The organism is Stenotrophomonas sp., from assembly GCF_032061965.1.
Classification (GTDB): domain Bacteria; phylum Pseudomonadota; class Gammaproteobacteria; order Xanthomonadales; family Xanthomonadaceae; genus Stenotrophomonas.
This window is the reverse complement of the sequence record NZ_DAMBEF010000002.1, coordinates 133,824-158,082: the sequence shown is the minus strand read 5'-3', so window position 1 is coordinate 158,082 and position 24,259 is coordinate 133,824. Positions and strand designations below refer to the sequence as shown.

17 protein-coding genes are annotated in these 24,259 nt (G+C 64.5%); 3 read left to right on the top strand and 14 right to left on the bottom strand.

Features of this window, described 5'->3' with window-relative positions; all coding sequences use genetic code 11:
• Positions 1 to 32 precede the first annotated feature (32 nt).
• From aceK to RT460_RS01855, 10 genes are all read right to left on the bottom strand, one after another.
• The gene (aceK, locus tag RT460_RS01900; protein WP_313316815.1) at positions 33 to 1,742 is read right to left on the bottom strand and encodes a bifunctional isocitrate dehydrogenase kinase/phosphatase; all 1,710 of its coding nucleotides are present in this window, start codon (positions 1,740 to 1,742) and stop codon (positions 33 to 35) included.
• A gap of 138 nt (positions 1,743 to 1,880) precedes the next feature.
• Positions 1,881 to 2,258, bottom strand: a complete 378-nt coding sequence (locus RT460_RS01895; RefSeq protein WP_313316814.1) for a roadblock/LC7 domain-containing protein — start codon at positions 2,256 to 2,258, stop codon at positions 1,881 to 1,883.
• Between the two features lie 34 nt (positions 2,259 to 2,292).
• Positions 2,293 to 2,841 carry a GTP-binding protein gene (locus tag RT460_RS01890; RefSeq protein WP_313316813.1) on the bottom strand — a complete coding sequence of 183 codons (549 nt, stop codon included), beginning with the start codon at positions 2,839 to 2,841 and terminating at the stop codon, positions 2,293 to 2,295.
• Positions 2,838 to 3,812 carry a hypothetical protein gene (locus tag RT460_RS01885; RefSeq protein ID WP_313316812.1) on the bottom strand — a complete coding sequence of 325 codons (975 nt, stop codon included), beginning with the start codon at positions 3,810 to 3,812 and terminating at the stop codon, positions 2,838 to 2,840. Before RT460_RS01885 ends, RT460_RS01890 begins: the two co-directional genes overlap by 4 nt.
• Positions 3,813 to 4,137: 325 nt before the next feature.
• The gene (locus tag RT460_RS01880; RefSeq protein WP_313316811.1) at positions 4,138 to 6,369 is read right to left on the bottom strand and encodes an NADP-dependent isocitrate dehydrogenase; all 2,232 of its coding nucleotides are present in this window, start codon (positions 6,367 to 6,369) and stop codon (positions 4,138 to 4,140) included.
• A 698-nt stretch (positions 6,370 to 7,067) separates the two neighbouring features.
• Positions 7,068 to 7,547 carry a hypothetical protein gene (locus tag RT460_RS01875; protein ID WP_313316810.1) on the bottom strand — a complete coding sequence of 160 codons (480 nt, stop codon included), beginning with the start codon at positions 7,545 to 7,547 and terminating at the stop codon, positions 7,068 to 7,070.
• 52 nt (positions 7,548 to 7,599) lie between these two features.
• Positions 7,600 to 7,902 carry a LysM peptidoglycan-binding domain-containing protein gene (locus RT460_RS01870; protein ID WP_313316809.1) on the bottom strand — a complete coding sequence of 101 codons (303 nt, stop codon included), beginning with the start codon at positions 7,900 to 7,902 and terminating at the stop codon, positions 7,600 to 7,602.
• 95 nt (positions 7,903 to 7,997) lie between these two features.
• On the bottom strand, positions 7,998 to 8,807 hold the full coding sequence (queF, locus tag RT460_RS01865) for an NADPH-dependent 7-cyano-7-deazaguanine reductase QueF (protein ID WP_313316808.1): 810 nt from the start codon (positions 8,805 to 8,807) through the stop codon (positions 7,998 to 8,000).
• 81 nt (positions 8,808 to 8,888) lie between these two features.
• Complete coding sequence (locus RT460_RS01860; protein ID WP_313316807.1) at positions 8,889 to 9,752, bottom strand: DUF4261 domain-containing protein; 864 nt, start codon at positions 9,750 to 9,752, stop codon at positions 8,889 to 8,891.
• A 46-nt stretch (positions 9,753 to 9,798) separates the two neighbouring features.
• Positions 9,799 to 11,115, bottom strand: a complete 1,317-nt coding sequence (locus RT460_RS01855) for an amidohydrolase (RefSeq protein WP_313316806.1) — start codon at positions 11,113 to 11,115, stop codon at positions 9,799 to 9,801.
• Between the two features lie 381 nt (positions 11,116 to 11,496).
• On the opposite strand from RT460_RS01855, the gene RT460_RS01850 reads away from it, so the two are divergent.
• Genes RT460_RS01850 through RT460_RS01840 form a run of 3 tightly spaced genes read left to right on the top strand, consistent with a single transcriptional unit; the run spans position 11,497 to position 19,133 of the window.
• Positions 11,497 to 12,738 carry an efflux RND transporter periplasmic adaptor subunit gene (locus RT460_RS01850; protein ID WP_313316805.1) on the top strand — a complete coding sequence of 414 codons (1,242 nt, stop codon included), beginning with the start codon at positions 11,497 to 11,499 and terminating at the stop codon, positions 12,736 to 12,738.
• Positions 12,739 to 12,782: 44 nt separating this feature from the next.
• Complete coding sequence (locus RT460_RS01845) at positions 12,783 to 16,007, top strand: efflux RND transporter permease subunit (RefSeq protein ID WP_313316804.1); 3,225 nt, start codon at positions 12,783 to 12,785, stop codon at positions 16,005 to 16,007.
• Between the two features lie 6 nt (positions 16,008 to 16,013).
• Entirely contained in the window at positions 16,014 to 19,133 is a 3,120-nt protein-coding gene (locus RT460_RS01840; RefSeq protein WP_313316803.1) for an efflux RND transporter permease subunit, read from the top strand.
• A 491-nt stretch (positions 19,134 to 19,624) separates the two neighbouring features.
• On the opposite strand, the gene RT460_RS01835 is transcribed toward RT460_RS01840, so the two are convergent.
• From RT460_RS01835 to RT460_RS01820, 4 genes are all read right to left on the bottom strand, one after another.
• Positions 19,625 to 21,268, bottom strand: a complete 1,644-nt coding sequence (locus RT460_RS01835; protein WP_313316802.1) for a VWA domain-containing protein — start codon at positions 21,266 to 21,268, stop codon at positions 19,625 to 19,627.
• Between the two features lie 69 nt (positions 21,269 to 21,337).
• Complete coding sequence (locus RT460_RS01830; RefSeq protein ID WP_313316801.1) at positions 21,338 to 22,696, bottom strand: VOC family protein; 1,359 nt, start codon at positions 22,694 to 22,696, stop codon at positions 21,338 to 21,340.
• Positions 22,697 to 22,788: 92 nt separating this feature from the next.
• Positions 22,789 to 23,352, bottom strand: a complete 564-nt coding sequence (locus tag RT460_RS01825) for a hypothetical protein (RefSeq protein WP_313316800.1) — start codon at positions 23,350 to 23,352, stop codon at positions 22,789 to 22,791.
• Between the two features lie 7 nt (positions 23,353 to 23,359).
• Positions 23,360 to 24,106, bottom strand: coding sequence for an HAD family hydrolase (locus RT460_RS01820; RefSeq protein ID WP_313316799.1), 747 nt, complete (start codon positions 24,104 to 24,106; stop codon positions 23,360 to 23,362).
• Positions 24,107 to 24,259 lie beyond the last annotated feature (153 nt).

Genomic DNA, 24,259 nt, shown 5'->3' with positions numbered 1-24,259 from the left:
TTAGAACGCAGGGGGGCGGCTCGCCACAAGCATTACGCCAGCCGCAGCGACCTTGGATAGGGCGGCGTGTCGCTGTAGCGCCCAGCCCTGAAACCCGCCTGCAGGTCTTGCCACCAAAGCGGATCAAACAACTCGGCATGCCGTTCCTGAACCAGCTCCAGCAGCGGCCGTGGCAGCCCCATGAACAAGGCAAAACGCTCAGGGAAAACATCGTTCGCGGCAACGTGGAACCACGGCTCACTTGCCAGCGCCTCCTCCTCGCTGCGCGGCTGCGGCCAGATGCGGAAGTTGCAGTCGGTGACCAGGCAGAGCTCGTCGTAGTCGTAGAACACCGCGCGGCCGTGGCGCGATACGCCGAAGTTCTTCAGCAGCATGTCACCGGGAAAGATGTTGTTGCACGCCATGTCGCGGATCGCCTGCGCGTAGTCCAGCGCCGCCGCGCGCGCGGCGTCGGCGCCCTGCTCGCGCAGATACAGGTTCAGCGGGCGGAAACGCCGCTGCACATAACAAAGCGAAATGACCAGATCATCACCATCGATACCCACGCTGTTGCCACACTGCTGCACCAGCTCCTCCAGCAACGCCGGCGCGAAACGCGCCACCGGAAAACGCAGGTGGCGATAAGGTTGCGCATCCAGCAGCCGGCCAATGCGGTCCAGGTTGAACACCAGCGCGTACTTGTCCTCCACGTCCTGCCGGCTCATGGTCTTGGGCCATGCAAACCGGTCGCGGATCAATTTGAACACCAAGGGATAGCTGGGCAGGGTGAATACCGCCATCACCATGCCCGGGGTGCCCTCCGCATGCACCAGCTGCTCGCTGGCGTGCTGCTGGAAGTGACTGAAGAAGGTCCGATAGCGTTCGGTCTTGCCCTGCTTGGCGCGGCCCAGCACGGTGTAGATCTCATCCACCGGCTTGCCCGGCAGGATGCTGCGCAGGAACACCACCGCATCGGCCACGGTCGGCAGATCGGCCTGGAAGTAACTGCGTGAGACGCCGAACAGATGTGCCACGTCACGGCGGCGGCTGAGCACGGCCTCGACGCGGATGCCCTGTTCGTCATTGACCAGGGCAATCACGCAGGGGGAAAAACGATGTTCCCCAAATACCCGCCCCACCAGGTAGGCACGACGTTCGCGATAGAACACCGTCTGCAGCAGTTCGATGGCGCGCACCGGATACGGCCCCCAGTGCGCCAGGTCATCCTGCAGGCGCACGGCGATCGCCGCGGCACACCGCAGCTGGTGCTGGAACGGCACATCGAAGGCGAAATCCGCCAGCAACCGCGAGAACGCGTCGGCGGGGCGCGCCTCGGACACGGCATAGACGTGGCGCGCCACCGGGTGGGTGATGGCATCGGAGGGCTCGATATCCAGCGCCATGAACTCGATGCCATCGTCGACGCCGTGGGTGGCGAACAAGCGCCGCGTCAAGGTGTTGTAGAAGGTCTTGTAGAGCTCACCATCCAGTCGCGAGGCGATCAGGTCGGCGAAATCATGCTTCACGTCCCGCCACAACGCATGTGACGGCACAACCTCGCCCAGCACCTGTTGCAGCTGTGCACGGCAATGCGCCACACACTGGTCGTACAACTCGATGCGCTGGACCGCATCATCGCGCGCTGCTGCCCAATCACGGTCCTGGAAGCGCTCACGCGCACGCTGTGAGATGCGGGCAAAAGCCTGGTGATACGCCTCGAAACCCTGCGCGATGCAGGAGGCAATGGCAACGGGCAACGGCATGCAGGCGAACCCTGGGGAGGTACGCAGACCATACCCCAGCCACGCCAGGAGCGGCGCAAGCCGCTTTGTCCGCCAGGTTTCCGCAACCGCCAGGGTGAGCGCTGGGCTCAGGCCGTACCCGCCAAGCCTGGAGGAACGCTATGCCGTCACGCTCAGGTCGGCCTGGATCTTCCGCCCGCATTCACGGGCGCTCCACAGGACATGGCCGATGACGCTGCGCTGGCCACAGGCCGCCATCAGCAACAGCGAACCACGCGACAACGGGATGGACTGCATCAGCACCTTGCCTTCACTGGCCTCCAGCATCAGCACCTCCATCGTGCCCAGCGTGAGCTCACGGCCGACCGCAGTGGCCAACGCCAGCATTGCGCTGGTCATCGCGGCCAGGCGTTCGCCACTGGATTGATCGGTGGCCGAGTGCGCCAGCGCAAATCCGTCCACGCTGGCAACCACCGCCGCACGCACCCCGTCCACCGAGCCGGTGAACTCCTGCAACCGTTGGTCTACCACGGTCACTTCCCAATCTTCGAGCACAGCGATCCCCCTTGTTTCAGGCATGGTCCTGCACCAATGCAGCGGCTTCCACTTCGCCCATCAACACATCCATCAACAGCATCACTTCCACTTCCGAGCGCGCATCGATGGGGACCAGTGGCAGCGGCCTGCCGATGCTTTGCTGGACCATGTCCATGCAGCTGTCCAGATCAAGCTCCGGCGCCAGATCCACCTTCGACACACCTACCACCGCCGCCACACCGGGAGCGTGTTCGCGCAGCGCTGTCAGGTAGCAGTCCAGCTCCTGGCTGACATCGGGGCTGGAACCATCGGCCAGGATCACCACGCCGCGCGCACCCTGCAGCAAAACCGGCCAGATGAAGGAAAAGCGCTGCTGCCCCGGAGTGCCGTAAAGACGCAGGCGATCGCCATTGGGAAGGTGGACGTCGGCATAGTCCATGGCCACCGTGGTGGCCAGCTTGGAGGAGCCGGGATCGGTGTTGAGCACGTCCGTATCCACCACCGACCCACCGGCCACGGCACGCACCAGCGTGGATTTGCCTGCGCCCATGGCGCCCAGGATCACTACCTTGTGTTCGATCATGCGTCACTGCCCTTGCGTTGGCGCACACTGCGCCACATCCGTGCCAGCAAGGTGCTGGCGTTGCTTCTGGCGGCCGCTGTCGGCCGCTCTGGCGCATGCTCGACCACCCGCACCTCGGCATAGCCGCACAAGTAGGCCGACCGCATGAAGCCTCGCGTAGCATCGATATCCAGTTCCAGCAGGCGTGTACATTCCTGCAGTGAACAGGCCTTCTTCAGCAGCAGCGAACATAACCGGAAGCCGTCATGCTGGTGGGCAAGCACGCGGAAGTCGGGCCAGCGCAAAAGGCTGACAACGGCGTGCTGCTGCAGGCGTCGATCAAAATCGGTCCAGTTGTCACCATGTTGTGCCATCTGCCACAGCAAGGGACGCAAGGGCTGCCGCGGCAGGGTTTCAGCCAGTGCCTGGAAGCGGGCAATGGACAACTCCTGCAAGGCGAGCAGTTCGAATACCTCACCCAACTGCTGGGCCAAGCCCGGTCCCTGATGCGGATGCAGATACAGCGGCACGGCCTGGTCGTGTTCGAAGTCGATCAGCATCTGCGGCTGGCCTTGCAGCGTCAGCAAGGCGCGACCCTTTTTTTCCTGCAGGCGCTGGCGCAGTAGACGGGTGACCTGCTTGGCACCACTGGCGAGGAACAATCCATCCGTCGTGAGTGCTTCGGCCGGCGCTGCCGGCGCCAACGCGCGCTGGATCTGCGCGTCATCCAGGTACAGCGGCGCAGCCGCACGCCCGTCCTGCACCACCCCTGCATCGTCGTGCATCCACAGGCGCATCCCCGGCCGCTTGCTGGCCATGTGCTGCGCAGCGCTGCGCAAGGCCGGAGTGTCCCGCACCAGCAACAGGTCACATTGATCAAGATCCACACAACGTTGCAACGCTTCCGGTGGCAAACCCGCAACTTGTCGCAGCCGCCCCAACAGAACCTGTTCTTCACGCGTGTCCGAGCCTACTACCAGCACTCTGGTCATGCCGTTTTCCCCTTTCGACGCGCTTGCGTCATGCAATTCCATGCGTGTCGAATCAGGCTATGCCAGATGCCGCATGTGAAAGGGTGATTGCTCCCACACTTCGATTTGCCGTCTTTTTTTTTAACACCCTACCTTGGTCTTACGTTTGAAAAGAACGCGGCGCAGCGCTCGTAAGAGCCAAAGGGTCAAGCGATGTAATGAGAAGTTTCATTACATCGTGCCCGGGCATGGATGCACATAAAAAAAACCTGCACCCGGAAACCGGATGCAGGTTCGCAATTGCGATGGCGGCTGCCATCCCGGCAAGCCGCCATGCGCGCCTTACTCAGCCTTTCAGGCTGGCAATGGCGGCATTGAGCGTGGCACTCGGACGCATCGCCGGGCCGGCCTTGGCCAGGTCCGGACGGTAGTAACCGCCGATGTCCACGGCCTTGCCCTGCACGGCGGCCAGCTCGTCGACAATCTTCTGCTCGTTGCTGGTCAGCGTTTCGGCCAGCGGGGCGAACCTGGCCTTCAGCCCGGCATCGTCGTTCTGCTCGGCCAGCGCCTGCGCCCAGTACATGGCCAGGTAGAAGTGGCTGCCGCGGTTGTCGATGCCGCCGAGCTTGCGCGAGGGCGACTTGTCGTTGTCCAGGAACTTGCCATTGGCGGCGTCCAGGGCATTGGCCAGCACGGCCGCGCCCTTGTTGTCGTAACGCTGGCCCAGGTGTTCCAGTGACGCGGCCAGGGCCAGGAACTCACCCAGCGAATCCCAACGCAGGTAGTCCTCTTCGACAAACTGCTGCACGTGCTTGGGCGCCGAACCACCGGCGCCGGTCTCGAACAGGCCACCACCGGCCATCAACGGCACGATCGACAGCATCTTGGCGCTGGTGCCCAGCTCCAGGATCGGGAACAGGTCGGTGAGGTAATCACGCAGCACGTTGCCGGTCACCGAGATGGTGTCCTGGCCCTTGCGGATGCGCTCCAGCGACACGGCAGTGGCTTCTTCCGGCGACAGGATGCGGATGTCCAGGCCGTTGGTGTCGTGGTCCTTCAGGTACTTTTCGACCTTGGCGATCACCTGCGCATCGTGGGCGCGCTTGGCGTCCAGCCAGAACAGCGCCGGGGTGTTGCTCAGGCGCGCACGGCTGACGGCCAACTTCACCCAATCCTGGATTGGCGCGTCCTTGGTCTGGCACATGCGCCAGATGTCACCGGCTTCCACCGCGTGCTCGAACACCACGTTGCCGGCGTCGTCAGTGACCTTGACCACGCCATCGGCGGCAATCTGGAAGGTCTTGTCATGCGAGCCGTATTCCTCGGCCTTCTGCGCCATCAGGCCGACGTTCGGCACCGAGCCCATGGTGGCCGGGTCGAACGCGCCGTGTGCCTTGCAGTCGTCGATGACGGCCTGGTACACGCCAGCGTAGCAACGGTCCGGAATGACGGCCTTGGTGTCCTGCAGCTTGCCTTCGGCGTTCCACATCTTGCCGGAGTCGCGGATCATCGCCGGCATCGAGGCGTCGACGATCACGTCCGACGGCACATGCAGGTTGGTGATGCCCTTGTCCGAGTTGACCATCGCCACGGCCGGGCGCTTGGCGTATTCGGCGGCGATGTCGGCCTTGATCGCCTCCTGCTCGGCTTCGGGCAGCTGCGGCAGGCGCGCGTACAGGTCACCGATGCCGTTGTTGGCATCAAAGCCGATCTGCTTGAGGCTGGCGGCATGCTTGGCCAGTACGTCCTTGTAGAACTCATCGACGACGACGCCGAACATGATCGGGTCGGAGACCTTCATCATGGTCGCCTTCAGGTGCAGCGAGAACAGCACGCCCTGCGCCTTGGCATCGGCAATCTGCGCGTCAACGAAGGCGGCCAGCGCCTTGCGGTTCATCACCGAGGCGTCGACGATCTCGCCAGCCTTGACCGCGGTCTTTTCCTTCAGCACGACGACGCTGCCGTCTTTCTGGACCAGCTCGATCTTCAGGCTGCCGGCATTGGCCAGCGTGGCCGACTTTTCGCTGCCATAGAAATCACCGCCGTCCATGTGCGCGACGTGCGACTTGGAGTCGGCCGACCAGGCACCCATGCGGTGCGGGTGCTGGCGTGCGTAGTTCTTCACCGACAGCGGTGCGCGGCGATCGGAATTGCCTTCGCGCAGCACCGGGTTGACCGCGCTGCCCTTGATCTTGTCGTAGCGCGCCTTGATGTCGCGCGACACGTCATCGGTCGGCGCGTCCGGGTAGTTCGGCAGCACGTAGCCCTGGTCCTGCAGTTCCTTGATCGCGGCCTTGAGCTGCGGCACCGAGGCCGAAATGTTGGGCAGCTTGATGATGTTGGCTTCCGGCTTGGTCGCCAGCTCGCCCAGCTCGGCCAGGTCATCGCTGATCTTCTGGCCGTCCTTCAGGAAGTCCGGGAACTGCGACAGGATGCGGCCGGACAGGGAGATATCGCGGGTTTCGACGGCAATGCCGGCGGTCGCGGTAAAGGCATCGACGATCGGCAGCAGCGACTGGGTGGCCAGGAACGGAGCTTCGTCGGTGAGCGTGTAGATGATCTTCGGCGTATTCGACATGGGGGCAAAAACTCTCTTGCTGACGGATGCGGGACGGATGGCAGCGGCGTTGAAGCAGGCAGTCGGCCATCCAGTGGGCCAGCGCACTCATCCCTACCCGGCTGCCGAGTGGGAAACCTCTTCATTGTCGCGTTTTCAGCCGGTACGGGCAAAAAAAACCATACGCGCGAGTAGGGTTCGCTGGGCATTCCGCCACGGCAATTGCGCGCAGGCCTTGTGCTGTCTTGGATCGCGCCTTGGCGCGGTGCGCTGGTGACAGCTGCAACGGTTGCCACTGTCACCAAACTGCATTGGACAGTGCGCAAATCCGGCGTAACGCCGACAACCGGCCGCCGCTGGGATTGATGAAATGCGTGCGGCTCATCGGCTATGGACGTAGCCCGGGTGAGCGCAGCGCACCCGGGGCAGTTGGCATGCAATCAACGACATCATCAGTTGCCTGCTTCCCGGGTGCGCTTCGCTTACCCGGGCTATGTTCAATTCCCATCCTTCGGCCTCCCGGGTGCGCTTTCGCTTACCCGGGCTACGGTGACTTTCCGATCCCCTGCTTCCGGCCCGAGCTACGGCGCGCGGTTACCGGAGATGGGAGGGGCATCGCACCCGGCGGCGGGAAGACAAGCATAAAAAAAGGCGCAGCCTTGCGGCTGCGCCCATGCGTATCACCGGCGGGAGAGAGGTGCGCCGGTGGACGCCCTACCTCACTTCACCTCGAACTGCTGGCTACCCGAGGCCTTGCCGTCCACGGTCACGTCGGCGGTGTACTTGCCGGCCGGCCAGCCCGAGGGCTTGGTGAACTCAATGTTGGTGGTTTCAGCGGCAGTGGTATTGAGGGTCGCACCCTGCTCACCGGCCACCTGGCCATCCTGATAGGTCAGCTTGGCCGACACGTTGGCATTGGTCGCAGTGCCGTCGGTCTTCACCGAAACAATGATCTTGTCCTTGGCGGCCAGGGTTGCGACCGGTGCCACCGACTTGTCGGCCGCAGCGGTGTTGCCCACGGTCACCGAGGTCACGGTCACTGCGGCGGCAGCCGGTGCCGGCTCCGGAACCGGGGCAGGCGCCGGGGTGCTGGCGGCCGGCGGCGGGGTGACAGCCTCTTCCTTCTTCTTACAGCCGACCAGGGCAACGGTACCCACCACGGCGATCATCAAGGCACTGCTGAACGAAGTCTTCTTCATGGACTGCTCCGGAATATGTTGAGAGTGAACAGCGAAACGTCGGGGGTGGGGATCAACCTTGGCGCGCAGGAATCTTCAGGCTCTGGCCCGGGAAAATCTTGTCCGGGTCGTCAAGCACATCGCGGTTGGCCTCGAAGATCTGCTTCCACGCATTGGCATCGCCCAGCGTGTTTTTGGCGATCTTCGACAGGTTGTCGCCCTTCTGCACCGTGTACTGCTGTTCGCCGACGATCTCGGCGCTGCTATCCACCTTGGCCGTGACGTCGGAAAAATCTGCCTTCGGCACAACCTCGGCGGTGGTATCCACCTTGGAGGTCACATCCGAAAAATCTGCTTTCTTGTCGGTACTGCTCATCCAGGTTGCTCCTCCGTGACTGGGAGCAACGATGACATGCCGCCTGTTAAGGTTTCATCGCGCCAACGTAAAAACCGGCGTACGCAGCTGAATGTTTATTGACGCAGATCGCGGATCGGGCCGCTGGCAGCCAGACCCGGGGTGGAACGGCGGGGATTGATGTCCAGGCCGCCGCGGCGGGTATAGCGCGCCTCGACCTCCAGCTGGACCGGCTGGCAGCGCTGCATCAGCTCGTTGAAGATCCGCTCAACGCACTGCTCGTGGAACTCGGCGTGGTCACGGTAGCTGACCAGATAGCGCAGCAGGCCTTCGCGATCGATGCGCGGGCCTTGATAGCGGATGCTGACGCTGGCCCAGTCCGGCTGGCCGGTGACCGGGCAGTTGGACTTGAGCAGGGCCGAGACCAGGGTTTCCTCCACGGGCTGCCCATGATCGGCCAGCAGGTAGCCGGCATTCGGGGGGCCGTAGCAATCGATGGCCACGTCCAGGTGGTCGATGGTCTCGCCCACCGCAGGGTTCATCAGCGGCAGCCCGAATTCCACCCGCACATCCGCACCGGCACAGGCCGACAGGTCGGTGGCGATGCGTTCACGCACGGCCTCGGCACGGTTGAACCGACTGCTGTTGAGCGAATTCAGGTACAGCTTGAGCGACTTGGACTCGACCAGGTTGGGCGAGGTCGCCGGGACCCACAGCGTGGCCGTTTCCACGCAGGGTTTGCCTTGGGCATCCAGCCAGCCCAGCTCATAGGCATGCCAACGGTCTTCTCCGACAAACGGCAACGCGCCTTCCAGGCCGATCTCGGCACGGGCGCCAGCGCGCGGGATGGGAAACAGCAGACTGGCGTCGTACTGGCGGGGATAGCTGACCTCACGGCCAAGGCTGGAATCTTCGGGGGTATTCATCGGCGCAATTGTAAAAGCGCGGACTTGAGCGGTGGATATACCGATACGCTCTTTTAGTGGAATCCGGCATCCCAAGCAGGTTCAGTTCAGCAGGCGCGACCACCACGACCTGCTCGATTTGGCCTGCGGAAGCTTTTCGGTCTGCAGGGACATCACCTGCCGTTCGGGGTCCAGCGCCGATGGGCCGTAGACGACCCGGATGCGCTCCTCGGCGGTCGCGCCAAGGGTGTCGCCATCGCTGATGACCATGCCGTTCTCGATCAGGTAGTCGACGATGCTGGTGAGCCTGCCGAATACCTCCTCGGCACTGTCCTGGGTTTCAGGGATCTCGACGTCCATCAGCCCCAGCATGTCCATGCCGCGGGTGTGGCCGGTCATCACGCCCTCGGGGTTCTGGCCGACATTGACTGCTACCCAGGCGATCGGCATGGGTTCGGGCAAGGTGGCCTGGGTCAGTTCACGGAACAGGCCGGGCAGCACCACGTGATTGGCGCTGCCGAAATACACCGCACGGATGCTGTCGGACAGGGCGATGGCCGAAGCCAGCACGCGGCTGAGCAGTGCCGCCTGGGCGATCAGGTTGGTCTCCTGCCCATCATCGCTGAAGCGCATCACGGTGACGATGGTGTGCGCGGCATAGCCGACGGGCGCCGGCTCGGCGTCGGGCCATAGCCGGCTGTGCGCACAGATCTGGTCGATGTCATCGCCGATCTGTACCGGGATGGGCATCAGCGCGATCAGGTAGTCGCCGTACTCCAGGCACAGCATCGGCGAATCATCTTCGTCGGCATCCTTGTCCTGGGCATCGTCAGCGCGCGCTTCGCTCAGGCGCAGCAGCGATTGGTCCAGGTCCGGCCAATCGCTGCGCATCTGCGCAAGCAGGGATTCGGCGTTGAGAGCAGGGTCGAGCTGCGATTGCAGCAGCATGGCCAGGCTGGCACTCATGGGGTCGTCCTTCTTCCTTGTCAGCGACCCCTGACACTACCGGCACTCAGCCTGCCTTGTCACCGTGCAGGTAATCCAACGAAACCTGCAGCAATGCGCGCAGGCCAACATCCAATGCCTGTTCATCCAGCAGGAACCTGGGCGAATGATTGCTCGGCGCCGTCGCCGGATCGATGCCGGCACCGGTGGAGCCGACGAAGAAGAACATCGACGGCACCTGCTGGGCGTACAGCGAGAAATCCTCCGAGCCCATCTGCAGCGGCGGCTCATAGACATTGTCCTTGCCCACCACCGCCTGCAGGCTGGGCAGCATGCGCGCGGTCAGGGCCGGGTCGTTGACCGTGGCCGGATTGCCATCGTTCTCGTAGATGTCGGTCTTGGCGGTGGCGCCATGCGCGGCGGCGGTGTGCTCGGCAACGTTGCGCAGGTCGGCGAAGATCTGCTTGCGCATGTCCGGGTCGAAGGTGCGGATGGTGCCCACCATTTCCACCGAGTCGGGAATGATGTTGTAACGGATGCCACCCTTGATCGCGCCGAAGGTAAGCACCGCCGGCTGCTTGGACAGGTTGGCGCGACGGCTGACGATGGTCTGCGCGGTGCCGATCAGGTCGGAGGCGGCGACGATCGGGTCAATACCGTTCCAGGGCGCCGAACCGTGGGTCTGGCGGCCATTGACGGTGATACCGAAGCGATCGGATGCCGCCATCAGCGGGCCACCACGCACCGCGATCTGGCCCGCCTGGACACTGGAGAACACATGCAGGCCAAACACCGCCTCGGGTTTGAAGTCCTTGAACAGGCGTTCCTTGAGCATCAGGTCGGCCCCGCCCTGCTCGGGCGGGGGGGCGCCTTCCTCGGCCGGCTGGAAGATCAGCATCACCTCGCCCGGCAGCTTGTCGCGCATGGCCATCAGCGCATCGGCCACGCCCAGCAGGGTGGCGGTGTGGGCGTCATGGCCGCAGGCATGCATTACCCCGACCTGCTCACCGCGGTACTCGGCGGTCGCTTTGGAAGCGAACGGCAGACCCGTCTGTTCGGTCACCGGCAGCGCATCCATGTCGGCGCGCAGGGCGATCTTCGGACCCGGCAGGCCACCCTTGATGATGGCCACCACGCCGTGCACGGCGACGCCTGTCTTCGGGCTCAGGCCCATCGCACGCAGGCGTTCGGCGACCTTGGCGGACGTTCGCTCTTCGCGGTTGGAGAGTTCCGGGTGGGCGTGGAAGTCGCGCCGCCACTCGACCACCTGCTGCTGCAGGCGACTGGCGGCCTGCGCCACCTCCGGGCGTTCGGCCTGCTGGGCCTGCGCCAGTGGCGCCAACGCGCACAGCAGCAGGGGCAACAACGACGGGGTACGGGCCATCAGCAACACTCCTTGCAGCGGGTATCGGGCCAATGTAGCCGATCGGTGGCGAGTCGGCGGGCCAACGGACCAAAGCACGGGCCCGCAGGTAGCCCGGGTAAGCGCAGCGCACCCGGGATTGGACGCACAAGGCCCCGGGGGCGCTGCGCTTACCCGGGCTACGGCAGAGCAAGGGGCCGACGATGCATTGCGGAACGTGGCTCGGCAATTACAGGGCGCAGCCCGCTCCCGGAAGGTCAACCGATGCCGCATTGGAACGTTCACCATCAATGACGGTCGAAGTGCGTGGCCCATCGGTCATGAAACAGGCCGACACACACGTTCGGTATTCTTTAGCACTTCAACGCTGCCTCCCCTTACCGGTTCATCAGGAGTTTTCGCATGTCGCGTTTCTGGAAGATTGTGCTGCTGGTCATCGCGGTGCTGCTCGTGGCTGTAATCGGCTATCGGGTGATGGGCGGTGGCAAGCAGAGCGGCGGCAATCCGACGACCGGTCAGGCGCAGGGCAAGGGGGCCGATGCCGACAAGGATCCGGTGCCCGTCACGGCGGTGGTGGCCGAGCAGAAGGACGTACCCGTCTACGTGACCGCCCAAGGCACGGTAAACGCCTTCAACACCGTCACGGTCAGCCCACAGGTGGGCGGTGAGCTACTCAGCGTCAATTTCCGGGAAGGCCAGGCGGTGAAGAAGGGCGAGCTGCTCGCGCAGATCGACCCGCGCAGCTTCCAGGCCCAGTACGACCAGGCCGTGGCCAGCAAGCGCCAGAACCAGGCGCTACTGGCAACCGCGCAGTCCAACTACGAGCGCTCCAACTCGCCGGAGTATCGCCAGTTCGTGGCGCAGACCGACCTGACCACGCTGCGCAACCAGGTCACCCAGTACCAGGCCGCTGTTGCTGCGTCGCAGGCCTCGGCCGACCAAGCCAAGGTGCAGCTGGACTACACCCGCATCACCTCGCCGATCAGCGGCACCACCGGCATCCGCGCGGTGGACCCGGGCAATGTGGTCAGCGCCGGCAGCCAGATCGTCACCATCACCCAGCTGCAGCCGGTCTATGTGCTGTTCAATCTTCCCGAGCAGCAGCTGGATGCGGTGCGCAGCGCGCAGGCCAGCGCGCCGTTGCAGACCGCCACCCTGGACCGTGCAGGCGGTAGCGTGGTCAACGATGACGGCAAGCTGCAGGTGGTGGACAACCAGATCAGCAGCAGCAGCGGCACCTTCCGCCTGCGCGCCGAATTCCCCAACAGCGATGGTGGTCTGTGGCCGGGCCAGTTCGTCAACGTGCGGATGAAGCTCAACGAGCTGCCCGGCGCAGTGGTGGTGCCAGCCGAGGCGGTACAGCGCGGCGCCGATGGTGATTTTGTCTACCTGATCAAGGCTGACAACACCGTCACCCTGCGCACAGTGGTGCAGAGCGGCCAGGTGGATGACAGCCACGTGGTGATCGGCAGCGGCCTGAAGGCCGGCGACAAGGTGGTGACCGAAGGCCAGTTCCGGCTCAAGGAAGGCAGCAAGGTCAATGCCCTGGCACCGGGCCAGGCGCCGCCGGCGCCAACCGACGAGCAACTCAAGGCGGCCAGCCAGAAGGGGCGCCGTAGTGGACAGGGCGGTCCGCCGCGCTGAGGCGCCGGCCCGCACCTTCCCTTCCCCCGCACCAGGAATCCACCGTGGGCTTCTCGACTCTTTTCATCCGCCGCCCGATCGCCACCTCGCTGTTGATGATCGGGTTGATGCTGCTGGGCATCCTTGGCTACCAGCGCCTGCCGGTAGCTGCACTGCCTGAAATCGAGGCGCCCAGCCTGGTGGTGACCACCCAGTACCCGGGTGCCAGTGCGCAGACCATGGCCTCGCTGGTGACCACGCCGCTGGAACGGCAGCTGGGCCAGATATCCGGGCTGGACATGATGACCTCCGATTCGTCGGCAGGCCTGTCCAGCATCGTGCTGCAGTTCTCGATGGAACGCGACATCGACACCGCCGCGCAGGACGTGCAGGCGGCCATCCGCCAGGCCACCCTGCCCAGCTCGCTGCCCTACCAGCCGGTCTACAACCGGGTGAACCCGGCCGATGCGCCGATCCTGACCCTCAAGCTGTCGTCCGACACCCGCGCGCTGCGCGAGGTCAACGACCTGGCCGATTCCATCCTCGCCCAGCGCCTGTCGCAGACCGACGGTGTCGGGCTGGTGTCCATTGCCGGCAACGTGCGCCCGGCCGTACGCATCCAGGTCAACCCGGCGCAGCTGTCCAACATGGGCATGACCCTGGAAGACCTGCGCAGCGCGCTGACCCAGGCCAACGTCAACGCGCCCAAGGGCTCGCTCAACGGCAAGACCCAGAGCTATACGCTGTCCACCAACGATCAGCTCAGCGATGCCGCCGACTACAACGACGTGATCATCCGCTACCAGGACGGCGCGCCGGTACGCCTGCGTGACGTCGCCAGCGTGGTCGACGGCGTTGAGAACGACCAGATTGCCGCCTGGGCCGATGGCAAGCCGGCAGTGCTGCTGGAAGTACGCCGCCAGCCCGGTGCCAACATCGTCAAGACGGTGGAGAACATCCGCCAGATCCTGCCCACCCTTCAGGGCATGCTGCCGGCCGACGTCAAGCTGGACGTGTTCTCCGACCGCACCGTTACCATCCGCGCCTCGGTGCACGACGTGCAGTTCACCCTGATCCTGACCATCTGTCTGGTGGTGGCGGTGATCTTCGTGTTCCTGCGTCGCCTGTGGGCCACGGTGATCCCATCGGTGGCAGTGCCACTTTCGCTGCTGGGCACCTTCGGTGTGATGGCCTTTGCCGGCATGTCGCTGGACAACCTCTCCCTGATGGCGCTGACCGTGGCCACTGGCTTCGTGGTCGACGATGCGATCGTGATGATCGAGAACATCGTGCGCTACATCGAACAAGGCAAGGACGGCCAGGAAGCGGCCGAGATCGGTTCGAAGGAAATCGGCTTCACCGTGTTGTCGTTGACGGTGTCCTTGATCGCGGTGTTCCTGCCGCTGATCCTGATGCCCGGCGTCACCGGCCGCCTGTTCCATGAGTTTGCCTGGGTGCTGACCATCGCAGTGTCGATCTCGATGCTGATCTCGCTGACGCTCACCCCGATGATGTGCGCCTACCTGCTCAAGCCCGACGCGCTGCCCGAAGGCGATGATGCCCATGAGCGCGCCGCCGCCGAAGGCCGCAGCAACCTGTGGACGCGCATCGTCCATCTGTACGAGCAGACCCTGGATTGGGTGCTCAAGCACCAGCCGCTGACCTTGAGCATTGCCCTGGCCTCGGTCGCACTGACCGTGCTGCTGTACATGATCATCCCCAAGGGCCTGCTGCCCGACCAGGACACCGGCATGGTCACCGGCGTGGTGATCGCAGACCAGAACGTGGCCTTCGACCAGATGCAGCAGCGCACGCAGGCGGTGGCTGCCGCACTGCAGGACGACCCGGCAGTGAGCGGCATCGCCGCCTACATCGGTGCCGGCAGCATGAACCCCACCCTCAACCAGGGCCAGCTGAGCATCGTGCTGAAGGACCGTGGCGACCGCGATGGGCTGGATGAAATCCTACCGCGGCTGCAGGCTGCCGCGGCGCACATTCCCGGCATTGCGCTGTACCTGAAGCCGGTGCAGGACGTGACCCTGGACACCCGCGTGGCCGCCACCGCCTACCAGTTCTCGCTGTCGGACATGGACAGCGCCGAGCTTGCCACCCAGACCGAACGTGTCACCGATGCACTGCGACGCCTGCCCGAACTGGCTGACGTCGACAACAACCTGGCCAACCATGGCCGCGCGCTGCACGTGGAAGTGGACCGTGACAAGGCCAGCCGCTATGGCGTGCCGATGCAGACCATCGACGACACGCTGTACGACGCCTATGGCCAGCGCCAGATCTCGACCATCTTCACCCAGCTCAACCAGTACCGCGTGGTGTTGGAAGTTGCGCCGCAGTTCCGTACCGCCGATGCATTGATGAACCAGCTGGCGATCGGCAGCAATGGCAGTGGCACGCTCAGCGGCAGCAATGCCACCACCCTGGGCCAGGTGACGTCCAGCAACTCCTCCACCGCCACCGGTATCGGCAACAGCAACACCGGCATTGCATTGGGCGGCGGCGGCAGCATTCCGCTGTCGGCGATTGCGACGGCCACGCAGGGCAGCGCGCCGCTGATCGTCAGCCACCAGCAGCAGCTGCCGTCGGCCACCATTTCCTTCAACCTGGCGCCGGGCTACTCGTTGTCCGAAGGCGTGGACGCCATCAACAAGGCCGTGGCCGAGCTGCAGATGCCCGAGCAGATGCAGGCGCAATTCATCGGTACGGCAGCGGAGTTCTCCAGCAGCCAGACCGATGTGGTGCTGTTGCTGCTGGCCGCCATCGCGGTGATCTACATCGTGCTCGGCGTGCTGTACGAAAGCTGGATCCACCCGCTGACCATCATTTCCACCCTGCCCCCGGCGGGCGTGGGTGCGCTGCTGGCGCTGTACCTGTGCGGCATGAGCCTGTCGGTGGATGGCATCGTCGGCATCGTCCTGCTGATCGGTATCGTCAAGAAGAACGCGATCATGATGATCGACTTCGCGCTGGACGCGCAGCGTGCCGGCGCCAACGCCCATGATGCGATCCGCCGCGCGTGCCTGCTGCGTTTCCGCCCGATCATGATGACCACCGCCGCCGCCATGCTCGGCGCGCTGCCGCTGGCCCTGGGCACCGGCATCGGCTCGGAGTTGCGGCGCCCGCTGGGCGTGGCCATCGTCGGCGGCCTGCTGCTGTCTCAGCTGGTCACGCTGTACACCACGCCGGTGATCTACCTGTACTTCGAGCGGTTGTCCGAGTGGGCCGCCAAGCGGCGTGAGCAACGCGCCGCCGCTCGCCTGCAGACGGCCCGGTAAGCACGGATGAATATCTCCGCGCCTTTCATCAAGCGCCCCATCGGTATCACGCTGCTGGCCCTGGGCCTGTTGTTCGCCGGCGTGGTCTGCTATCTGCGGTTGGGCGTGGCGGCATTGCCCAACCTGTCGATCCCGGTGATCTTCGTCCAGGCCTCCAACACCGGCGCCGATGCCAACACCATGGCGGCCACGGTCACCGCACCGCTGGAGCGCCATCTCGGCCAGGTACCGGGCATCGACACCATGCGTTCCAGCAGCAGTGACGGGCGCAGCATGGTGTTCCTGATGTTCAACACCAGCCGCGATATCGACGCTGCCGCGCAGGACGTGCAGGCCGCCATCAATGCAGCCATGGCCGACCTGCCGGCAGGCATCGGCACGCCCACTTACCAGAAGGCCAACCCCAACGACGATCCGGTGATCGCGTTGGCGCTGACCTCGGACACGCAGTCGGTGGCCGAGCTCTACAACACCGCTGACTCGCTGCTGGCACAGCGCCTGCGGCAGCTGCCCGGCGTATCGCAGGTCGACATCGCCGGCGCCTCCACGCCGGCAGTGCGGGTGGACCTCAACCTGCGTGCGATGACCGCGCTGGGCCTGAGCCCGGACGACCTGCGCAATGCGATGCGCGCCGCCAACGTGGCCTCGCCGCTGGGCTTCCTCAGCGATGGCAGCAGCCAGACCGCGATCGTCTTGAACGACCAGATCCGCAAGGCCTCGGACTTCGCCAACGTCGCCATCTCCACCCACGACGGGGCGGTAGTGCGGCTGAAGGATGTGGCCAGGGTCTACGACGGTCAGCAGGATGCCTACCAAGCCGCCTGGTTCAACGGCAAGCGCGGCGTGCTGATGTATGTCTACCTGCGCAGCGGTGACAACCTGGTGGCCACGGTTGACCGGGTCAAGGCGGCGATCCCGTCGCTGTCGGGCTACCTGGATGCCGGCACCACGCTGACACCCTACTTCGACCGCACCCCGACCATCCGCGCCTCGCTGGATGAAGTGCAGATCACCCTGATGATCAGCCTGGCGATGGTCATCCTGACCATGGCGCTGTTCCTGCGACGCCTGGCACCCACCCTGATTGCCGCAGTGACGGTGCCGCTGTCACTGGCCGGCGCAGCGTTGGTGATGACGGCGTTGGGGTTCACCCTCAACAACCTGACCCTGCTGGCCTTGGTCATCGCCATCGGCTTCGTCGTTGACGATGCAATCGTGGTGATCGAAAACATCATGCGGCACTTGGACGAAGGCATGCCACGGCAGCAGGCCGCCCTGGCCGGTGCGCGCGAAATCGGCTTCACCATCGTCTCGATCACCGCCTCGCTGATCGCGGTGTTCCTGCCGATCATCTTCGCCCAGGGCATGATCGGCGCATTCTTCAGGGAGTTCACCCTGACCCTGGTGGCGGCCATCGTGGTGTCCGCACTGGTCTCACTGACCCTGACCCCGGCACTGTGCGCACGCTTCCTGCACCCCCATGACGAAGGTGCGCGTGATACACGCACCAATCGCGTGTTGGACCGCCTGCACGAGGGCATGCTGAAGGTCTACACCGTCGCCCTGGACTTCTCGTTGCGGCATGCGCTGCTGCTGTCGTTGACGCCGCTGCTGTTGATCGTCGCCACGTTCTATCTGGGCGGCGCGGTCAGCAAGGGGTCGTTCCCGGAGCAGGACACCGGCCTGATCTGGGGCCGCGCAAGTTCCAGCGCGACCGTGTCATTCCAGGAAATGACCGAGCGCCAGCGCCGGCTCAGCGACATGTTCCTCGCCGACCCGGCGGTGAAGATGGTGGGCGCACGGCTGGGCTCCAGTCGCCAGGGCGCCAGCGCACAGTTCAACATCGAACTGCACACCGAGAAGGAAGGTCGGCACGAAGCCACCAATGTGGTGGTGACGCGACTCAGCGCCAAGGCGGCGCAGTTCCCGGATCTGGACGTGCGCCTGCGGGCCATCCAGGACCTGCCCTCCGACGGTGGCGGTGGCGGCTCGCAAGGCGCGCAGAACCGCGTCACCTTGCAGGGCAACGATGCCGGCCAGCTTGCCGAATGGCTGCCCAAGGTGGTTGCAGCACTGAAGCAACATCCGCAATTGCGCGACGTCGGCTCCGACGTCGACAAGGGCGGGCTGATGCAGAAGATCGTCATCGACCGCGAGAAGGCATCGCGGCTTGGCGTAACCATCGGCGCCATCGATGGCGCGCTGTACGGTGCGTTCGGCCAACGCCAGATCTCCACCATCTACGCCGACCTCAACCAGTACGGCGTGGTGGTCAATGCGCTGCCCAGCCAGACCGGCAGCCCGGCAGCGATCGAGGACTTGTATGTGCCGTCCAAGAGCGGGGAAATGATCCCCCTGACCGCACTGGCCCACCAGGAACCGGGACTGGCACCGTCGCAGGTAACCCACCAGAACCAGTACACGGTTATGGACCTGAGCTACAACCTGGCACCGGGTGTAAGCAGTGGCGAGGGCGATGCGATCGTCCAGTCGGTGATCGATGGTCTGCGCATGCCAGGTGACATCCGGCAGGCGGCACCGGGTGGCTTCCGCCAGGCGATGGATCCGACCGCGATGCTGATGCTGATCATTGCCGCCATCGCCACGGTGTACATCGTGCTGGGCATGCTCTACGAGAACCTGGTGCACCCGGTGACCATCCTGTCGACCTTGCCGGCGGCGGGCATGGGTGCGTTGCTGGCGTTGTGGATCACCAACACCGACCTGTCGGTGATATCAATGATCGCCTTGGTGCTGCTGATCGGCATCGTCAAGAAGAACGCGATCATGATGATCGACTTCGCCTTGGTGGCGCAGCGGGAACACGGCAAGTCGCCAGTAGAGGCGGTTCGTGAAGCCTGCATCGTGCGATTCCGGCCAATCATGATGACCACGATGGTGGCTATCCTGGCGGCGCTGCCGTTGGCCATTGGCCTGGGTGAGGGCTCGGAGCTGCGGCGGCCTTTGGGTATCGCGATGATCGGTGGCTTGCTGATCTCGCAGAGCCTGACCTTGCTGAGTACGCCCGCGCTGTATGTGATCTTCTCCTGCCTGCAGCAGCATTGGCGCAACTGGCGTGCGCGCAGCAAGGAGCGCAAGCGTCTGCGCAAGCTGGCGCGCGCTTGACGGCGGGCACCGGCCTGGGCAGTCGGTGCTCGCTGCACTTCTACCGATAGGTGGCTTGCATCCAGACCGCGAGCGCGGTCGCTTCCTTTGCTTATGGCGCAAAGGGAGGGGTACTGGTGGAGCGGTCTTCAAACCACACGTTTCGCCCGCTTTCTTTGGCTCTTTTCCATCTACGGAATGAGCCGCGAAATGCCTCCAGCCATGAGGTAGCTCGGGTTAGCGCAGCGTAACCGGGACTGTTGGCGCGCAATCGGCAACAGCCGGGTTACCTCGTTCCCGGGTGCGCTGCGCTTACCCGGGCTACGTTGATACTGCTTACTCAGGCATCCCATGTCGCAACACTCTCAACGACGTCGGGAGAAGAATCCTTCCTCTGCCACAGGCAGGGAATTCGACAGAGTGCGTTGCTACAACTCCTGCCCTCCCCCGTCCATCGCAATGGGGAGGAAGAGACGCTAGCAGTCAGCGCAGGCAGTACCCATCACGACACATCAATCCAGCGCTGACGCATCGCGGGCCGGGGATTCCACCAAGCCCTGCCCTGCCTTCACCATCTGAATGAACTGCGCACGCTCCCCTTCCGGGTCATCCCCGCGCGCATCGCGCGCCGTCACGATGATCTGATCCCAGCTCCAACCCGGCATCCGCTCCCCTCCACGCAACGCATCGGCGAAACCCGCCACCGCCGAGGCAAACCGCAACGACTCACTTGGCGTCGCCCGCAATGTGCTTGCCAATACAGGCTGGCTGATCAACGCGCTGCTGTCCTTGTCCGGCAACTTGTAGCGAAGCCGCACATCCGCCACCTCGTCACCATGGGCAGCACCCACAACTGCCTTGTCACCGTAACGCAGCGCCGGCAGCTGCTCCGCGCCACTGCCCACCGGCACGATTTCGTACAACGCGGTCACCTCATGGCCCGGGCCAATATCACCGGCATCCACCTTGTCGTTGGCGAAATCCTCGTTGTTCAGCACGCGGTTTTCGTAACCGATCAAGCGGTACTCGGCCACACGCGCCGGATTGAACTCCACCTGGATCTTCACGTCGCGGGCGATGGTGAACAGCGTACTGCCCATCTCACGTACCAGCACCCGTCGTGCCTCGGAAAGCGTATCGATATAGGCGTGGTTACCATCGCCCACGTCGGCCAAACGCTCCGCCATCGCATCGTTGTAATTGCCGGTGCCAAAACCCAACGTGGTCAGCGCGATGCCGCTCTTGCGGCGGTCACCCACCAGGGTTTCAAGCGCCTGGCGATTGGCAACACCGACGTTGAAATCACCGTCAGTCGCCAGGATCACCCGGTTGGCGCCGCCTTCAACAAACGACTGCCGCGCCATTGCATAGGCCAACTCGATGCCAGCACCGCCATTGGTACTGCCACCGGCCTGCAGCTTCTCCAGCGCCGCCAGTATCTTGCCGTGCTGGTCACCGGAGGTGGGCTCCAGCACCAGCCCGGCCGAGCCGGCATAGGTGACGATGGCCACCTTGTCCTGTGCGCGCAGCTGCGGCACCAGCTGGGCGAAGGCGCGCTTGAGCAGGGGCAGCTTGTCTGGCGAATACATTGACCCCGAGGTGTCGATCAGGAACACGAGGTTCATCGCCGGCAGACTGGCGCGCGATTGTTCGTAGCCCTTGATACCGATCATCAACACCTGCTTGCGTGCATCCCACGGTGCCTGGGCAAGTTCGGTATGTACGCGGAACGGCACCGACTTGTCGGCCGGAACCGCATAGCCGTAGTTGAAGTAGTTGATGAACTCTTCCGCGCGCACCGCATCAGCCGGAGGTCGATCACCAGCTTCCAGCATGCGACGCACATTGCTGTAGCTGCCGGTATCCACATCCACCGAAAAGGTTGAAACCGGCTGTTCGGTGGTGCGCTTGACCGGGTTGTCGGCGGGGCGCTCGTAAACCTCGGTATTGACCTCCGGAGCCAACACACCACCGGTGACGACAACCGCACCCGGGGCCGCACTGCGAAACCGCATGGTGGACGGCGGGGCGGGCGGGGCCGGCGGCGAAGGTGGTGTTACGTAGTAGTCGTGAGCTGGGGCCTGCGCCACCTTCTGGGAACAAGCGGCCGACAACGCCGTTACCACAACCAGCATCACACAAGCTTGCAAGCGCATGGGCCAACTCCTTGCCTCGGGATGGGCGGAGCATAACGCCCCGCCCCCACCCGGCGGCAAGCGCCGGCCTCACACGCGCAGGCCTGCCAGCGAGTCGGCCTGCAGGCGTTCGTAGATGGCGAACTCGTCACTGACGGCTGCACCCAGCGCCTGCTCGAAGGCGTCACGATTGGCGCGCGCAGCGTAGGCACGCTGCTCATCACCACCGAGGTTGGACTGGAAAATGCCTGCCGCGCTGACCGGCAGGAAATCTTCGTAGATGATCGGGTCAGCAGTAGCCAGGCCCTGTTCAATCAGTACTTCGGCAGGCACTGCGCGCTGCTCGATGCTGGCTGTACGGCCGGCGTCGGTCAGGCTGTAGCGGTAGTAGCCCAATCCTTCGCGACGCAGCACGGCATGCGTATCCGGAAACGCTGCAAAGCTCGCCTGCAGGCGCTGCGCGTAATCACCACCGGTACTGCCCGCACCGCCGCGGGCCTCGGCCAACAGCGCGTCATACAGCGCGCGGCCCTTGGGCGTAAGCGCCAGGCCGCGCTGCTCGATTTCGCCGAAGCGTGCGGTGTGGGTGCCCGCCTCGTTGTCCGCGCCCGACGGGAAATGCACCATCTCTTCCAGCGCCTTGAAGCTGGTCTGTCGCAGCAGGATGGCGCAATCGCGGCGCGGCGGGCCTTCAATCACCGCCTTGGCGGCCAGTCCGCGCTCATGCATCGCGGCCTGCGCGGCATCGATATCCAATGTGCGCGGGGTGAGGTGGTTGATGTGCGGGCCACGGAAACTGACCACGTCGGCAACCAGGCGATGCGCACCATGCAGTGCATGGTAGGTCTGCAGGGATACCGTCGCCTCGTTGTGCCAGCGGAAGGTTTCCAGCGACTCGACGACAAAGCGCCAGGCATCGTCCTCGCTCAAGCCGCCATCGCGCTCGCATTGGTCGATCAACTGCAGCGCGCCCGGGGTGAAGATGTTGCGCCGGGCCAGTATCTCGGCCGCCTGTGCACGCAGCACCTCATCCTCGATCAGTTCAAGCCGCAGCAGCGAGGTGAACACGCGGAACGGATTGCGGTTCAGGGATTCACCGGACACCGGACGGAACGCGGTGGAGTGCACCGGCACCCCGGCCACCGACAGGTCGTAGTAGCCCACCGGCTGCATGCCCATCACCGCGAACAGGCGCCGCAGGGTGAACAGTTCTTCGGCGGTACCCACGCGGATAGCGCCATGGCGCTCCACGTCCAGGCGCTCGCGCTCACCGCTGCGCTGCATCTGCTCGGCCAGCGCCGGCTGTTCGGCCAGCACCTGGTCGTTGATCGCCCCCACCAGCTCCACCAGGGTCCCGTACAACGGCACTTCGGTGCGGTACATGTGCGACATCGCCTGCGAGAACAGGCTGCGGATATGGTCAGGCGATACGAAACGGTCGGCGGTCATGACAGGGCGCGCTGGCGCGGAATCGAAGGAGCCGCCATTCTCGCCCGGAACCCGGGGTGGCGACCATCCACCCAGGGCATCCGTCCGTCGGTTCAGTTTCCGCCGGCCGCCTCACGGGCGGCCGCATCGCGCCTGGCGCGATCGCCGAGCTGGCGCTGCAGCAACGCATCCAGCTGGATGGGCCGATCCCAGTGGTCGTAGCTGGCGACGATGGCGTGGCGCAGGGCACGCCATTGCAGGTTGTCCGGCGGCGGTTGCAAGCCGTCGACGATGGCCTTCCAGCCAGCTTCAGGCTGTTGGCTGTGTGCCTGCACCAGGGCCCGATAACCCTGCTTGCTGATCTGTCCCCAGAAGCAGGCGAAATACACCTGCCCCGGGGTCCAGCCGTGGCCTTCCAGCAGCGCTTGCACGTAGCCCGGACGGGCGCCGGCGTAACGCGTCAACTCGTCGATGAACGCATCCGGGTAACGGGCGGCATAAGCGTCGATGTCCGCCAATTGCTTGTCTATCCAGACATCGCCGGTACCGGCGCTGGCCATCGATGCGGCAGCCGGAGCGGTCGCCGGTACCTGCTGCGCCGACAAGGGCAGCGCGACAGCCGCCAGCACCAGCGCCAGTAATCCGGGCACCAGTGGCAGGCGGGAAGCGGGCTGCATGGCCACGTCAGCGCCCTTGGGCAGCCTGCGCGGCGATGGCCTGCACCGCCTGTGGCCATTGGTGCGCGGTGTCGGCATGGTGCAGCCGCGGTGCATCGTCAGACACACCGTGCTCCGCTTCATGTGCCCAGGTCACCGCATAGGGTGTGTACACGCCCCAGCCGCCCAGGCCCAGCACCGGCTCGATGTCCGAGCGCAGCGAGTTGCCCACCATCACAAAGCGCTCGGCCGGCAGGTCGAACTCGGCCAGTACCCGGGCGTAGGTGTCGTTGTCCTTTTCCGAGACGATCTCGATGCGCGGGAACAGGTCACGCAGGCCGGAACGCTCGATTTTCTGCTCCTGATGGAACAGATCGCCCTTGGTGATCAGCACCACCGGGTACTCCGCGGCAATGGCGGCAACCGCATCGCGTACGCCATCAATCACCTCCACCGGATGTTGCAGCGTGCGCCGACCGATCTCGATGATCTGGCGCAGGTGGGCGGCAGAGATCTTTTCCTCGGTCAGTTCAATGGCCGCCTCCAGCATCGACAGGGTCATGCCCTTGGCACCGTAGCCGAACACGGCCAGGTTGCGCCGTTCCACCTTCAACAGGTGCTGGGCGGTGCCGGCATCGTGCAGATCGATGTAGTGGCCAAGAATGGATTCAAAATCCTGCTCGGCCTGGCGGTAGAAGTCTTCGCTCTTCCAGAGCGTGTCATCGCCGTCGAAGCCAACCAGGCCGATGGCGGAAGGGGAGGTCTGCGTTTTCATGGGGCACAGGATAGCAACCTCCCCCATCGATAGAAGGCAGCCCCGGCAATATCCGCAATGCCGGCGCTTCGGCGATGGCCGTTCCAGGAAATCGCCACCAGAGCAACGCAATGCGCAACGTCACCGTAGCCCGGGTAAGCACAGCGCCCCCGG